12 protein-coding genes are annotated in these 14,855 nt (G+C 64.3%); 4 read left to right on the top strand and 8 right to left on the bottom strand.

Annotation, left to right across the window (positions count from 1 at the left end; translation table 11 throughout):
- Positions 1-34: 34 nt before the first annotated feature.
- Positions 35-493, bottom strand: coding sequence for a hypothetical protein (locus tag ACVOLR_RS11975; RefSeq protein ID WP_481536616.1), 459 nt, complete (start codon positions 491-493; stop codon positions 35-37).
- Between the two features lie 151 nt (positions 494-644).
- Between ACVOLR_RS11975 and ACVOLR_RS11970 the strand changes: the two genes are divergently transcribed.
- Positions 645-2,300 carry a winged helix-turn-helix domain-containing protein gene (locus ACVOLR_RS11970; RefSeq protein WP_481536615.1) on the top strand — a complete coding sequence of 552 codons (1,656 nt, stop codon included), beginning with the start codon at positions 645-647 and terminating at the stop codon, positions 2,298-2,300.
- A gap of 170 nt (positions 2,301-2,470) precedes the next feature.
- Here the strand turns inward: ACVOLR_RS11970 and ACVOLR_RS11965 are convergent, their stop codons facing one another.
- Genes ACVOLR_RS11965 through ACVOLR_RS11955 form a run of 3 tightly spaced genes read right to left on the bottom strand, consistent with a single transcriptional unit; the run spans position 2,471 to position 6,707 of the window.
- On the bottom strand, positions 2,471-2,677 hold the full coding sequence (locus tag ACVOLR_RS11965; RefSeq protein ID WP_481536614.1) for a YdcH family protein: 207 nt from the start codon (positions 2,675-2,677) through the stop codon (positions 2,471-2,473).
- A gap of 17 nt (positions 2,678-2,694) precedes the next feature.
- Positions 2,695-4,164, bottom strand: coding sequence for a CehA/McbA family metallohydrolase (locus ACVOLR_RS11960; protein ID WP_481536613.1), 1,470 nt, complete (start codon positions 4,162-4,164; stop codon positions 2,695-2,697).
- A complete protein-coding gene (locus tag ACVOLR_RS11955; RefSeq protein WP_481536612.1) occupies positions 4,164-6,707 on the bottom strand; it encodes a TonB-dependent receptor in 2,544 nt (847 codons plus the stop codon). The genes ACVOLR_RS11960 and ACVOLR_RS11955 overlap by 1 nt, the downstream gene beginning before the upstream one ends.
- A gap of 129 nt (positions 6,708-6,836) precedes the next feature.
- Between ACVOLR_RS11955 and ttcA the strand changes: the two genes are divergently transcribed.
- The 3 genes from ttcA (at position 6,837) to ACVOLR_RS11940 (ending at position 9,663) form a co-directional block, all read left to right on the top strand.
- Complete coding sequence (gene ttcA / locus ACVOLR_RS11950; RefSeq protein ID WP_481536611.1) at positions 6,837-7,766, top strand: tRNA 2-thiocytidine(32) synthetase TtcA; 930 nt, start codon at positions 6,837-6,839, stop codon at positions 7,764-7,766.
- A 143-nt stretch (positions 7,767-7,909) separates the two neighbouring features.
- The gene (locus ACVOLR_RS11945) at positions 7,910-8,818 is read left to right on the top strand and encodes a recombination-associated protein RdgC (RefSeq protein WP_481509503.1); all 909 of its coding nucleotides are present in this window, start codon (positions 7,910-7,912) and stop codon (positions 8,816-8,818) included.
- A gap of 53 nt (positions 8,819-8,871) precedes the next feature.
- Positions 8,872-9,663, top strand: coding sequence for a M48 family metallopeptidase (locus ACVOLR_RS11940; protein WP_303748205.1), 792 nt, complete (start codon positions 8,872-8,874; stop codon positions 9,661-9,663).
- Positions 9,664-10,153: 490 nt separating this feature from the next.
- Here ACVOLR_RS11940 and ACVOLR_RS11935 read toward each other — a convergent pair whose 3' ends face one another.
- The 4 genes from ACVOLR_RS11935 to hemH all read right to left on the bottom strand — a co-directional run bounded on the left by ACVOLR_RS11935 (position 10,154) and on the right by hemH (position 14,748).
- Positions 10,154-12,310 carry a methyl-accepting chemotaxis protein gene (locus tag ACVOLR_RS11935; RefSeq protein WP_481536610.1) on the bottom strand — a complete coding sequence of 719 codons (2,157 nt, stop codon included), beginning with the start codon at positions 12,308-12,310 and terminating at the stop codon, positions 10,154-10,156.
- A gap of 13 nt (positions 12,311-12,323) precedes the next feature.
- Positions 12,324-12,800, bottom strand: coding sequence for a hypothetical protein (locus ACVOLR_RS11930; protein WP_481536609.1), 477 nt, complete (start codon positions 12,798-12,800; stop codon positions 12,324-12,326).
- A 125-nt stretch (positions 12,801-12,925) separates the two neighbouring features.
- Complete coding sequence (locus ACVOLR_RS11925) at positions 12,926-13,789, bottom strand: alpha/beta fold hydrolase (RefSeq protein ID WP_481536608.1); 864 nt, start codon at positions 13,787-13,789, stop codon at positions 12,926-12,928.
- Positions 13,786-14,748 carry a ferrochelatase gene (gene hemH / locus ACVOLR_RS11920; RefSeq protein WP_481536607.1) on the bottom strand — a complete coding sequence of 321 codons (963 nt, stop codon included), beginning with the start codon at positions 14,746-14,748 and terminating at the stop codon, positions 13,786-13,788. Before hemH ends, ACVOLR_RS11925 begins: the two co-directional genes overlap by 4 nt.
- Between the last annotated feature and the right edge of the window lie 107 nt (positions 14,749-14,855).

Genomic DNA, 14,855 nt, shown 5'->3' with positions numbered 1-14,855 from the left:
GATGGTGGGGGTGGAAGAACGAGGTGGATGGGTTTTAAGGCCGCCAATGAACAAATACCGGCTCGAAGGCACGGATGGCGCGTTGTTGTTCGGCGGCGTGGCGGTCGCGCTCCATGCGCACGTCCAGCGCCAGCTCGTCATGCCAGCAGCGTTTGTAGCCGGTGCTGGCATCCCAGCGCGCATCCACATGGCGTGCGAAGGCGATGGCGAAGGTAGTGTCGTTGTCGTAGTAACGGCGACGCTGCACCGGGAATACGTCCGAATAGAATGTCCGCCCCTGGTCGATGTCCGTGGCCACGCAGTAGGCGTGAATGGTGTCGGCGTCGCCGTTGGGGCTTGCGGCCAGGGGCAGGGCCACTGCCGTGCCCAAAGCCACGCCTGACAGCGCTGCCAGGTATGAGCGGGCCTTGCGTGCTTGGTCACCCCTGGTGGGATGGCCGCCGCGGCGTCGGGCAAGCCACGCCGGCCATTCGCGGGCCTTGATAAGGCTCATATGCGGTTCCCCCTGTATGCTCGCGGCATATCTCGGGCCGGGCTGTGGGACGGTGCACGAAGATGAGTTGTCCGTCTTTGCCGAAGCTGGAAAGTTTCTGAAAGCTTATGACGGGACTACTGGAGCCTCTCCAGAGGGCTCATGAAAATCAATGGCTTGCTCCCTCCGGGGAGAGCGGTCGCTGCAGGGGACAGGGACGATGGATCATCACAGTGAGCAGGATGTCTCGAAGCGCCCGCAGCCGGGGATATGGCGGTTTGCTGGTGTCGAACTGCATGAAACCGATGGCCGGCTGGTTGCGGATGGGCAGTCCCGGCATCTGGAACGCAGCAGCCACGCCATCCTGCGCTATCTGCTCAAGCACGCCGGGGAGATTGTCAGCAAGGAGGAGTTGTTGGCAGCGGGTTGGCCGGGGCGGGTAGTTGCGGAGAACTCGTTGGCCAAGGCAATCAGTCGCCTACGCATGGCTTTGGGGTCTTCCAGCGAGGCCCTGCGCGTCATTCACGGGTATGGCTACCGGCTCAATGGTCCGGCCCGGTTCACGCCGACAATGGCCATCGAGCCCGTGCAGGAAAGGCCAGTACCCCCTGATCCGATCGAGGTGGAGCGGGAGCGCCTGCGTGCCGAGGCCGTGGAACGGCAGGGCCGGTTGTTGCAGGAGTCACAGCGCCGGCGCCGGTGGATGCTGGCGAGTATCGCGGCGATGGGAGTGCTCCTGTTGGTGTCGCTCTGGCAGCAATGGCGGGTGCAGCAGGCCAGCGATGCGTTGAAGGTGGCCAACCGGTTGGCGGAGGAAAACGCGGCCATTGCCGATGCGGTCAACCGTTTCTTCAATCAGGACGTGCTTGGCGCGGCATCACCCTATGCACTGAACGGCAAGCGGGAGCTGACGATCCATGAGGCCATCGAGCATGCGGCGGCCCGTATCGGCACCCGGCTGCGCGACCAGCCCGTGGTCGAGGCCACGGTACGCATGACCATTGGCCAGGTGCATGGGGAGGCCATGAACATCGCCAAGGCAATAGAGCAGGAACGCATCGCTGTGGCCCTGTTCGAGAAACACCTTGGCCTTGAAGACAGCCGCACCCAGCGGGCGCGCTACCGTCTGGCTGCCGACCTGACCGACGATTCCCGTTTTGATGAGGCCAAGCGGCTCATCGATGACACCGATGCGGCACGCCAGCAGTTTGGCTTGGCTGACCAGGAAACCACCCTGCTCTCGCACAGGGCAAGCTGTTACTGGCATATATGGCGTGAGCAATACGACGCGGGCCTGCATGCCTGCGAAGGTGTGATTGCAAGCCAGTTGCGGGTAGATGCGAATGACCGCAACGAGCTGATAAAGGGGCGTACCAATTTGGCCGTGCTGCACAGTCGAGCCGGTCGCTTCAACAAGGCCGAAACGCAGTTCTCGCAGATTGCAGCCGATTTTTCCTTGCTGGGCGACGATTCCAGCCCAACCTGGCTGCGCGCGTCCTATCTGCATGGAATGAATCTGGTGGCGTTGGCGCGCTATGAGCAAGCTGCAACGGTGCTGGATACGGTGTATCGCGGCTCGTTGGCGGCGATGGGACCCGAGAATCCGCATACGCTCGAAGTGGAGGTGGGAATGGCCGAACTTTTCCTGCGAAGTGGCCGCCATGCCGAGGCTGTGCCGCTGTTGCAGCACGCCCATTCGGCGTATCTGCGCCAATTTGGTGAAAACAGCCACTACACCATTGGCGCGCGCAAGACGCTTGAAACCGCCCGATGCGTCGTCGTGGCTGAGGGAACTACCAAGGGTGGAAAGACGCCTGCCTGTACCTGAGGCGGTGAGACCGAGTGGATGTCATCTGGCCGGCTCGTCCGGAACGCTGCCCGCTTCGCGGCTTACACCGCTCCTACAGGTCGTGCGGGGTTGATGGGTTGTATTGGAAAGCCCCTGCCGAGCATGGCTCGGCACTACCGTTTGTTGGCGGATTCTGCGTCGAGCCGCGCTCAGGCTGGCTCGTCCGGGATCAGCATGCTTTCCAGCTTGATGATGCAATCCTTGAGCTGCAGCTTGCGCTTCTTCAGGCGCTTGGCGTCCAGATCGTCGTCGGGGTTGGCCGCCAGCTTGGCGATACGTTCGTCCAGGCTGCGGTGTTCGGCCCGCAGCTCGGCGATGCGCTGGTTCAGCTCGTGGATTGGCGGCAGCTCGGACATGCCGCCAGCTTAGCCGGTCAGCGCGGCCAGTTCACGTATACCGGATTGCCCAGTAGCAACAGGCTGCCATCGGCATCGCGCGCATCCACCCGCAGCCAATGCCGCTTGCCGTCCGAGCGCCAGCGCAGACTAGCCTGCTGAGCGCCGCTGGCCGTGGCCTCCACGGTAGTGGGATGGCGCTGGCCATCGACGATCAGCTCGATCCGCACGGGTCGTGGGTAGTCCACTTCGGCATGCAGGGTGGCCCATTGCCCGGCGGGCAGCACCAACTGCTGGCCCATCTCCGCGCGCTGCCCCGCATCGCTCTGCAGCCACAGGTCCAGGCGACTGCCGGCGACATTGCGCACGTCCACCACCACCCGACCTTGTTTGAGCGCAGCGAGAATGGCGTCGCGCGACAGCGCCGATGCGTGCACCAGCGTGGCTGGCAGGCCGATAGGCGAAGCGCCGTTGGCGGCACCCGGGTTGTGGCTGTCACTGCCACCGATGGCGGTCATGCGTCGACCTTGCTGCAGTTGCTTCTCCCAGAAGCCGACACCGGCGCGTGGGCCGTCGGCCTGGTTGCCGTTGACCACTTCCACCGCCTGCACCGCAGCCATGTCCACCGACGTGGCCGGGGTCCAGCCGCAGCCCATGCAGTCCTCACCCGAGGGCAGCGCTGGATGGTTGATCGAAAACACTGCATCGCTGCGCTTTAGCTGGCCCAGCAGGCTGTTCCAGTCCGGCAACTGCTCACCCAGCCGGAATGGCAGTGGGCCGTTGACGCCGAAAACATTGGCATGGCCCTGGAAGGTGGTGACCTCCATGCCGGGGATCAGCAGCAACTGGTCGAACCACGGTTGGTGCCGGGCCACCTCTTCGAGATGCGAGACCGTGTTGTGCTCGGTGAGTGCAACGAAATCCAGGCCCTGACGCACCGCCGCCTGCAGGCTCAGGAACAAGGGGCAGGGCACCTTGCGGCCCTGCTGGCTGCTGCAGCTGCCATCGCTGTGGGTGCTGTGCATGTGCAGGTCGCCGCGGTACCAGCCGGCGCTGTCACGCAGTACCAGGTCGCTGCGGTCGCTGCCGGCGTCTACCTCGGCCTCGCTCCACAAGGTCACTTCAACCTTGTAAGGCGTCTGCACCTTGGGGCGGATGTTGGGAATGCCGAGCAGCACCTGCCATTGGCCTGCCGGCATCGCACCCGGCAGGTAGCCACCACTGGCGTCGTAGCGGGAAACCGTGATCGATGAACGCGAGCCGCCGCTCCAGCCACGGAAGCCATTGGCATCGAGCAGGCCGAGGTCGATGACGGTGCGGTCCTGTCCGCCTTCGTGTTGCAAGGTGACGGCGACCCGACCGGTGCCGGCCGGCACCTCGAACGGCAACGCCAGATAGCGCTGGTGGTCCTTGCCTTCCAACGTGCCCTGCAAGTGCAGTACGTCGGCGGCCTGCGCGCTGGTGCTGGCGGCAAGCGCCGCCAGCAGTACGGGGAGCAAGCTACGCATCAGAAGCGGTACATCACGGCCATGCGGTAGTTGCGGCCCAGCAACGGTCGCGCGATGAAGGCGCTGGCGCCGGCATCGCTGCTGGACAGCTCACCGGCGCGCGGATTGCCTTCGGTCAGGCCCAGCGAGTTGGTGACGTTGTCGACGTAACCGTAGATTGAGAAGCGATCAGTCAGTTCGTAGCGCGCGCTGAGGTTGAGTACTTCGTAGGACGGCAGCCGCACCGAGTTGGCGGTGTCCACATAACGCTCGCCCTGGTGCTCGGCGGCGGCCTGCAGGCGCAGGCGCTGGTCGAGCAGGTTGATGCCGGCGACCACGCGCCCGCCCAGCTCCGGCACGCGGATCAGCTGGTTGCCGACGAAGTCGCGCAGCACCGGCGCGCCGTTGACCAGTTCGCTGTAGCGCAGGTCGCGGTACTGCGCGTCCTGCCAGGTGGCGGTCAGGCGCAGGTCGAGCCAGTCGGTGGGGTACCACGCCGTTTCCAGCTCCACGCCGAAGGTGCGGGTGCTGGCATAGCCGGCTTCGCGGCTGGACACGCCGGTGTTCGGGTTGAAGTTGTAGTTGCTGAAGCCGACGTTGTCGTACTTGGTGTAGAAGGCCGTCGCGTAGGCGCTGAACAGTGGGTTGGCGAACTTGAAGCCGATCTCGGCCAGGTCCATCGTCTGGGTATCGGCAACCTTGCCGTTGGCGGCAGCGCAGGCAGCCACGGTTTCGGCCGAGCTTGCGTCGCAGTTGTCGTTGCGGGTGATGTAGTTGCCCAGGCTGGGCAGGCGGAAGGCCGAGGTCCAGCGGCCGAACACGCCCATGCTGTCGTTGAACTGCCAGTTGGCGCCGATCGACCAGCCCAGATCATCCGAGCTCAGGTCGTGGTTCACGTACATGCCCGAACCGGTCAGCATCTGCGAGGTAGCCAGGGTGCCGCCATTGACGCTGCGGCGGACCTCGTTCCAGCCGCTGCTGCTGGCCTTTTCCCAGCGCAGGCCGCTGTCGATGCGCAGCTGCTCATTCACCTGCCACTCGTCGCTGACGTAGAAGGCATGCGTCTTCTGTTCACCGGAAGCGTTGTTCCATTCGTAGCCGTAGCGCCACACACCGTTGTCGGTGAAGGTCTTCAGTACCTGGCCGTTGGCATCCAGCGCCACCAGGCCGAGCAGGCTGGCGTTGTTGCTGGCGTCCATCAGCACCGAGGACGAATAGCGGCTGTAGTCTTCCTTGGTCGAGGCCATGTAATAGCCCAGGGTCAGGTTGTGCTGCTGGCCGCCGAGGTCGAAGCTGCGCATCAGGCGGGTGTCGCTGACGAATTCACGCACCGGGATGTCCAGCCCGCGCAGGCCGCCGATGACCAGCAAGCCGTTGCCGTTCTGGTTGGCGGTGTTGAAGTCGCCGCTGCCGTTGACGTAGCGCAGGCCCAGCGAGGTGGCGCCGGGCACACCGGCCAGCAGGCTCTTCTGCCCATCGAGGAAGGTGGCGGCCGGGGTCAGCGAATTCGGGAATACGCCGTTGCGGATGGTGTCGGTCTTGCTGAAGCGTGCCGACTGCGCCAGCTCCCAGCCGGCGCCCAGCTCGGTTTCCAGCTTCAGCGTGAGCTGGTCACGTTTGACGTGGGTGCCTTCGCTGTTGTCGAAGTCCCAGCCACGGCCATCGGCGGTCTTCATCGATAGGTGGCGCGTCTCCGGACCCGCCAGGGTGCCGTGATTGCCATCGAAGCCAGGCACCGCGCGGATGTCGCCGTTGCCGTTGGTATACATGGGGATGCCCAGGTACAGGGCGACGCGGTCGTCCATGTGCTTGGCGTCGATGCTGAAGCGGCCGCCTTCGAATTCCTTGGCCAGATTCAGCCGGAACTGGCCGCCTTCGTTGCCGTTGAAGCCGGGATCACGGACGCCATCCTCGACTCGGTAAAAGCCGCCGAGCAGCAGTTTCCAGCCATTGGCCAGCGGGCTGCCGTAGGCGAAGTCCATGCGGTTCAGGCCGCTGTCGCCGACGGTGTACTTGAACACGCCACTGGCTTCGTCGCCGACCTGGCGCGGGATGAAGTTGATCGCGCCGGCCGGGGCATTGGAATACATCACCGATGCCGGGCCACCACGCACCACTTCGATACGCTCAATGGTTTCATCCAGGCGGAAGGCCTGGTCACCGTTGAGATAGCCCAGCGCGGGGTCATGTACCACCGGAATGCCGTCTTCCAGCAGGGTCACCGAGCCGAAACCATCGACCGGGATGCCGCGCGCGCGGATATTGCCGCTGGCTTCGCCGCCGGAGGCTTCCACCCAGAAGCCGGGCACCGACTTCAGCGCCTCGGTGACGCTGGTCGGCGCCTGCATGCGCAGCTGTTCTTCCTCGATATTGGTCACCGAATAGCTGGTTTCCACCTTGGTACGCACACCGGTGCCGCTGCGGCCGGTAACGATGACGGTATCCAGGTCCTTGGCCACGGCGGGCGCGGGTGTGGCGGCATCCTGGGCCAGTGCGGCGGCCGGAGCCAGAGCGGAGAACAGGAGCGCGTGACAGACAGCAGAAGCAAGACGGGTAGGGAGCACGATGTAATCAACAACTGAACGGGGAGTCAGAAATGCTGTCATCGCGGGGTGACGCCGGCATGACGCTTTTATGCAACGCAGGCACAGTCGACGCTGTGGAGGCGCGCCCCAGCCGGTAGAATGCCGGGGATGAGCGCTGTCATTTCCCTGCCCGATCCCACTCCGCGGGCCCGTGATCCGCACGTGGCCGAACGTGAACACCAGAAACTCGGCAAACGCCTGCGTCACCAGGTAGGCCAGGCCATTGCCGACTTCGGCATGATCGAGGCCGGCGACAAGGTGATGGTCTGCCTGTCCGGCGGCAAGGACAGCTATACCTTGCTGGATATCCTGCTGCAGCTGCAGAAGAAGGCGCCGGTGCCGTTCGAGCTGGTGGCGGTCAACCTGGACCAGAAGCAGCCCGGCTTCCCCGAGCATGTGCTGCCGGAATACCTGGCCTCGGTCGGCGTGCCGTACCACATCATCGAACAGGACACCTACTCGGTGGTGAGCCGGGTGATCCCGGAAGGCAAGACCATGTGTTCGCTGTGCTCGCGCATGCGCCGTGGCTCGCTGTACACCTATGCCGAAGCCAATGGCTTCACCAAGATCGCGCTGGGCCACCACCGCGATGACATGGTGGCCACGTTCTTCATGAACCTGTTCCACCACTCCAAGATTTCCGGCATGCCGCCCAAGCTGCGCAGCGACGACGGCAAGCATGTGGTGATCCGCCCGCTGGCCTATGTGCGCGAAGCGGACATCATCGAGTACGCCACTACCCGCCAGTTCCCGATCATTCCGTGCAACCTGTGCGGCAGCCAGGAAAACCTGCAGCGCAAGCAGGTTGGCCTGATGATGAAGCAGTGGGAAAAGGACACGCCCGGTCGCATCGAGCAGATCTCGCGCGCGCTGGGCGATATCCGTCCCTCGCAGCTCGCCGATCCCAAGCTGTTCGATTTCATGGCGTTGGGTCGCAACGAACAGGCGCCGGCGTCCGATCCACAGGCTTGGCTCGCAGGTGGCGACAAACAACAAGATCAAGAAGCCCTTCTCCCTCCGGGAGAAGGCTTGGGATGAGGGTAGGCAGTGCTACGGTGGTTTGAAACCAAGCACTGCGCATCTCCCTCATCCGCCCGCCTCGATGGCGGCAAGCTCTTCGGAGCAGCTTCTCCAGCGTGGAGAAGCAAGCCCCTGAACCATGAATACGAAATAGGACATCCATGTTTTTCAAGAACCTCACGCTGTTCCGTTTCCCTACCTCCATTGATTTTTCCGAAGTCGACACGCTGCTGCCGCAGGTGGTGCTCAAGCCGGTCGGCGCGCTGGAAATGACCTCGCGCGGCTTCATCTCGCCGTTTGGTCGTGAAGAAAAGACCCAGTTCTCGCACCGCATCGGTGATGCGCTGTGGCTGACCGTCGGTGGCGAAGACAAGATCCTGCCCAGCGTGGTGGTCAACGATCTGCTGCAGCGCAAGCTGGAAGAGATCGAAGAGAAGGAAGGCCGCAAGCCCGGCGGCCGTGAGCGCAAGCGCCTGAAGGACGACCTGCTGCACGAACTGCTGCCGCGCGCCTTCGTGAAGAGCTCGCGTACCGATGCGTTCCTCGATCTGCAGCACGGTTATGTCGCCGTCGACAGTTCCAGCCGCAAGACCGGCGAGAACGTGATGAGCGACATCCGCGGCATGCTCGGCAGCTTCCCGGCGATGCCGCTGAACGCCGAAGTCGCACCGCGCGCCATCCTGACTGCGTGGATCGCTGGCGAGCCGCTGCCGGAAGGCCTGAGCCTGGGCGAAGAATGCGAGATGAAGGACCCGGCCGAAGGCGGTGCGGTGGTCAAGTGCCAGCACCAGGAACTTCGTTGCGACGAGATCGACAAGCATCTGGATGCCGGCAAGCAGGTCACCAAGCTGGCGCTGATCTTCGAGGACAACCTTTCCTTCGTGCTTGGCGACGACCTGATCGTGCGCAAGCTGAAATTCCTCGATGGCGCGCTGGATCAGCTCGAGCACATCGACGAAGAAGGTCGCCGCGCCGAACTGGATGCCCGCTTCGCCCTGCAGAGCGGTGAAATCCGCCGACTGTTCCTGTTGTTGGAGCAGGCATTCAAGCTGAGCAAGGCTGATAGCTGAACCCGTTGCTGACCTACCCGGTTTCGTAACCGGGTAGGGACTATGCTGGAGCCATGGTTAGTCTGTTCCGCCGCCTTGTTACACCCGCCGCGCCGGTGATCCAGCGCGACACGGTGCGCCTGCGTCTGGACGATGCGGAGATCGAAGTGCTGCGCGTGCGTGATCCGCGCGCACGTCGGCTCAAGCTCAGTGTGGACGAACGCGGTGCGCGGCTGACCATGCCGCTGCGGGCAAGCCTGGTTTCCGGCGAGCGTTTCCTGCAGGCCAACCGGCAATGGTTGCAGCAGCAGTTGGCGCGGCTGGGTGGTGATGGTTTGCTGGCACCGGCACTGCGCCTGCGCGAGCCCGGTGTGCTGCCCTTGCGCGGTGAATTGTTGCCGGTGCAATGGCAGGAAGGGCGGTTTACCCGCATCGAGGCGGATGCTGGAGTAGTGACTATCCAGCTGCCTGCGCGTGCCGGGGAGCCGGCGTTGCGGCGCGCGCTACGTGAATTCTATGAAGTGCAGGTGCGTGCCGATGTCGGCCAGTGGCTGCCACGTTATCTGCCGGGTTTGGCGCGTGCACCGTCACGGCTGCGGCCCAAGGTGATGTCCTCGCAATGGGGCTCGCTGGCGCCGGATGGTTCCATGGCGCTGGATCTGGCCTTGGTGTTGGCGCGGCCGTCGGCGTTTGAGTACGTGCTGGTACATGAGCTGTGTCATCTGCTGCAGGCCAACCACTCACCGGCGTTCTGGGCGGAGGTGGAAGCGCGTTTTCCTGAGTGGCGCGATGAGCGTGACTATCTGCGTGAGGAAGGCCGCAGGTTGAAGAGCACCTTGCATCAATTGCTGCGGGCGCAGGGCTGAGGCTAAAAGCCAAGGCCAAAAGCCAAGGCCAAAAGCCAAGGCCAAAAGCCAAGGCCAAAAGCCAAGGCCAAAAGCCAAGGCCAAAAGCGTCCCCCTCGCTCCACGAGCGGGAGACTGACTAAAGCCAAAGCAGGCCACTGTAGTGCCGAGCCATGCTCGGCAGGGCCTTACCGGCAAGATCAAAAGCCTCCCCTCATCCCAACCCTTCTCCCGCAAGCGGGAGAAGGGCTAAAGCAGTAGCAAAAGCCAAAAGCCAAAAGCCAAAAGCCAAAAGCCAAAAGCCAAAAGCCAAAAGCACCCTCCCCTTGCCTTCGGCAAAGGGAGGGGAAGAGCGGGCGCTGCAGGCTTCGAAACAGCCGCCAAGTGCAGGATCCATCCCCTCCCTTTGCCGAAGGCAAGGGGAGGGTTTAGGGAGGGGTGCCTTTGCTCTTGCTTCTGCTCTCGCGTCCGCGGCTGACGTTCCTCAGCTGTTGTAGCAACAACAGCAACATCAACCAGCCCGGCGAATCACCTCAGCTCCACCACCAGCCGAATACCGGAACACCGAAACCGCCTCCGCCAATGCACTCGCCTGCTCTTCCATCGAACGCGCAGCTGCACTGGCTTCTTCCACCAAGGCCGCATTCTGCTGGGTGGTTTCATCCATCTGCACGACGGTGTGATTGACCTGCTCGATGCCGACCGACTGTTCCTGCGAGGCCAGCGCAATCCGCGCAACGATGTCGCTGACCTGCTGTACCGAGCCGACAATCTCGCTCATGGTGCTGCCAGCCTGTGCGACCAGTGCGGCACCATCATCCACCTTGCCCATCGAGTCGCCGATCAGTTCCTTGATCTCGCGTGCGGCGGTGGCCGAGCGCTGTGCGAGGCTGCGCACTTCCGATGCCACCACCGCGAAACCGCGCCCCTGCTCACCGGCACGCGCGGCTTCCACCGCAGCGTTCAATGCCAGGATATTGGTCTGGAAGGCGATGCCGTCGATCACACCGATGATCTCGGCAATGCGCTTGGACGACAGCTCGATCGCACGCATCGTCGATACCACCTGCCCAACCACATCGCCGCCACGTGCGGCGACATCGGCCGCGTCCACCGCCAGCTGATTGGCCTGACGGGCCGAGGCTGCGTTCTCGCGCACGGTCGATGTCAACTCCTCCATCGATGCGGCGGTTTCTTCCAGATTTGCGGCCTGTTGCTCTGTTCGACGTGACAGATCGTCATTGCCTGCTGCCAGTTCGTGTGCAGCGGTGTTGATTGCCAGCGAACACTGCTTGATCTGGCCAACGATGCCGGTCAGGCGTTCGGCGGTGAGGTTGGCGTCGATCTTCATCGCCTCGAAGTCACCGGCATAGTCGCCGCGCACACGGTGATCCAGATCACCGGCAGCCAGCGCCGACAACATCGTGCGCAGCTCGCCGGTGGTGGTGGCAACAACCTCCAGCAGTTGGTTGATGCCGGTGGTAAGCGTCTGGATGAAACCGGCCTCGCTTACCGTCTGCAGGCGCTGGTCGAGTGCGCCGGCCGAGGCGGCGGCGACGATATCCGCCACGCTGTTCTCCAGCAGCAGTTCCTGGGTGCGGTCATGCCACTCAACCGCAAAGCCGCTGCGGCTACCGTCGGCGTTGAATACCGGCGTCACCACCTGGCTGAAATGCACCGGGCCGATCGTGATCTGGCCGTTGTGCACCTTCTTGAGCTGATCAAGCATGCCGCGGATGCGCGCCGGGTTGGCGTGGAAGCGGTGGATGCTGCTGCCAACCAGGGTATCGACGTTGAAGTCGGGGAAGGCCTTGCGCAGGGTGTCCTGCTGGTTGCGCAGCAGAGCTACCACCGAGCGATTGACGTAGCGGATGATGTGCTCGTTGTCGGCAATCATCATGCCGGTGCGCGAGGCATCCAGCGACGCACGGATCTGGGTGTTCTCGTGGTGCAGTGCGGCTTCCTGCTGGTGCCTTTGCTCGAGCTGGGTACGCATCCGCAGTACCCCATCGGCCAAGGTGCCCGGTGCGTAGCGGCGATCGTCGCCGATGGCGGCGTTGCTTTCACCGTTGGCGATTGCGTCCACCATCGCGCGCAGGCGCGCGGGCGCTGCGCCCAAGGTCAGTACCTGACGACGCAGCTGCACGGCCATTGCGCTGATGAAGGCGGTTTCAACCAGCACATACAGTGCGTGAAGCAGAGCCATATCCAGGCCACTGCCCGGGGCGAACGCAGTTACCGGCAGGCCGCGCGCCTGCATCCAGTAGAAGGCCAGGTGATGCACACTGATCGCCGCCGCAGCTACCACCACCGGGATCCAGTCGCGGTAGTACAGCAGCAGCGCGATCACCACGAAGGCGCCGAAGTGCATTTCCACCAGGCCGTTGGCCTGCTGGATGGTGGCGGCGACCAGCGCCATCAGCACCAATGCCACGGTTACCCGGCTGAGCAGGCTGCCCGGCGCCAGTTTGATCTGCACCGCCATCAGCGCCAGCGAGGGCAGGCTGACGGCGTAGAACGGCAGCCATTGTCCCGACCACAGGGCCAGCGCCAACGACGCCAGGCCGAGGATCAGGCCGAAGTACAGGAACATGCGATCCGCCGCGCAGGCCAGCTGCGTGTAATAGGCGTCGGGAGGTGGCGTCGTGGCGTGGGGGCGAGCGGACATCGGGAACTCCGGTTCAGCAGGAACAGCGGGGAGGAAGGATCAGGGGTGGGCTGTGTTCGGCCAGCAGCGCAGGCAGCCAGCTGGTCAGGGCTGCATCGCTGCGGCCACAGGCCAGCGCGGAAGGCTGCAAGGGGCCGGCATAGAGCGGGCGGCCATCGGCGGGCAGTACCAGCAACTCGTGGGCCGCAGCTGTGTTCAGTGCGATGGCGTGCGCGCCTTGTGACTGCAGCGCGGCGCTGAGTTGTTGCCAGCCCTGCTCGCTTTGCTCGCAGGCGCAGCCGGGCGTGTTCAGTCGGATAGCCAATGGGACGCCGGTTGCAGGCAACAGCCCCTGCGCACGCAGTCCATCCACCAGCGCCGTCACCGCAGCTTCGTCACCGGCGGGGCGGTGGCCTAGCGCAGCGACGCTGGTGGTGGTCCAGCCCAGCCAACAGGCGAGCAGGATGAGGCCGGTGAAGACACCGGGCCGGAGGGCGGGGCGGGGGGGCATGCGATGGTGGGGCGCGCAGCACCCGTTGCGGGGCTGCGGGACATCTTCTCGATTACGGCAATGCCGGGGTTATCGGCTGCCGTGCTTACTACTGAAGCCGATGCCATTGGCATCGGGCTCCATATTCAGCTGGCGTCGGGCAACGCCGCAATGAAGTCGCGGATGATCGCCGCGACTGCCTCGGGGTCATCCATGTGCACATGGTGATGGCCGGGCAGGGTATGCAGGCGGCCATCCGGCAGCAGCGCCGCGCGCTGGCTGCGTTCCGGTTCCGGGAAGTAGGCCTGAGCCGGGGTGGCGTAGATCACCTGCACCGGACAGAGGATGGCGCTGACCACATCGCAGACCTGTTCTTCGGTCATGCGCACCGCGGTGGGCAGCATCAGTCGCGGGTCGCTGCGCCAGCTCCAGCCACCGTCGACCGGTTTGACCCCGCGTTCGATCAGCAGGCGTGCCGAGGCTTCGCTGAGCTGATTGACCATCATCCGCGCGCGTACGGGGGCGCTCAGGTCGGGGAATACCCGCAACTGCTTGGCATCCAGTTTCAGCATCGCCTCCACATAGGTACGCAGGCGCTGCACGGTTTCGCCGGCCGGTGCGGTGAGCCCACCCAGGGCTTCGATCGATACCAGTGCCTGCACCCGTTCACCGGCCACGGCGGCGACCAGGCTGGCGATCGCCGCACCCATCGAGTGACCGAGCAGTACAAAACGGTCCCAGCCCAGCGCATCGGCAATGGCCAGGGTCTGCACGATGGCGTGCGGGGTGGTGTACGGCGTGGTCAGTGGCAGGTGGTCGCTATAACCATGGCCGGGCAGGTCGACCATCACCAGGTCCAGGGTCGGCAGCTGTGTGGCCAGCGGCAGGAAGCTGGCCGCATTGTCGAGCCAGCCATGCAGGGCGAGGACCTTCAGGCCATCCGGGTTGCCGGCGCGCAGGCCGGCCACGCGAATGCCATCGAGCTGCAGTTCGAAGGGCGTTGCGTTCATGCCGGTTGCGCCGCCGCCAATGCTGCCAGCGCGCTGGCGTGGGCAGCGCTGTCGTTGAGGCAGGGGATGTAGCGCATGCGCGCGCCACGTTCGGCCAGGGTTTCGGTAAAGCCCATCTGCACTTCTTCCAGGGTTTCCAGGCAATCGGTGGCAAAACCCGGGCAGACCACGTCCAGGGTCTTGATGCCGCTTTCGGCCAGTTCCCATAGCCGCGGCTCGGCGTAGGGCTGCAGCCAGCGTTCGCGGCCGAATCGCGATTGATAGGCAAGTTCCCATTCGTCGTTGGCCAGGCCAAGCGCTGCGGCAATGGCCTTGGCACTGGCCTCGCAGCGCTGCGGGTAGGGGTCGCCGGCATCGGCCAGGCGTTGCGGGATGCCGTGGAAAGAGAACACCAGCTTGCCGCCACGGCCATGCTCGGCCCAGTAGGCGGCAATGGAGGCGGCGACTGCGGCAACCCAGGCCGGGTCGTCGGCGTAGTCGCGGATGGTCTGTACCTTCACCTTCGGGTTGCGTGCCTGCCATTGCTGCACGCGGTCTTCGATCGAGGCGGTGGTGGTGGTCGAGTACTGCGGATACAGCGGCAGCACCACGATCCGCTGCACGCCTTCTGCAGCCAATGTGTCCAGTGCCGACAGCATCGCCGGTTGGCCATAGCGCATGGCTTCGCGCACCCGCCATTGCGGCAGCAGCTGCTGCATGGCTTCGGCCAGGCGCCGGGTATGGACCGCCAGCGGTGAGCCTTCGGGCAACCAGACCTGCGCGTACTTCTGTGCCGAGCGGCCACTGCGCAACGGCAGGATCAGCCCGTACAGCAGCGGCTTCCACAGCAAAGCCGGGATCGAGACCACGCGGGGGTCGCTGAGGAATTCCGCCAGATAGCGCCGCACCGCAGGAGCGGTGGGTGTCTCGGGCGTGCCTAGATTGACCGCGAGCAACGCGGTAGTGGGGGCGTTGGACATCCGGCCATTTTCGCAGGTATGCGCAGAGAAGGGAGCGCTGCAGGTTTGGTGTAGTGCCGAGCCATGCTCGGCAGGGGCTTTACCGATGATGCCCAATGTAGTGCCGA

Source organism: Stenotrophomonas sp. STEN030 (assembly GCF_056759995.1).
Note: the sequence above shows the minus strand (reverse complement) of the source record. Positions and strands in the feature narration are given on the sequence as shown.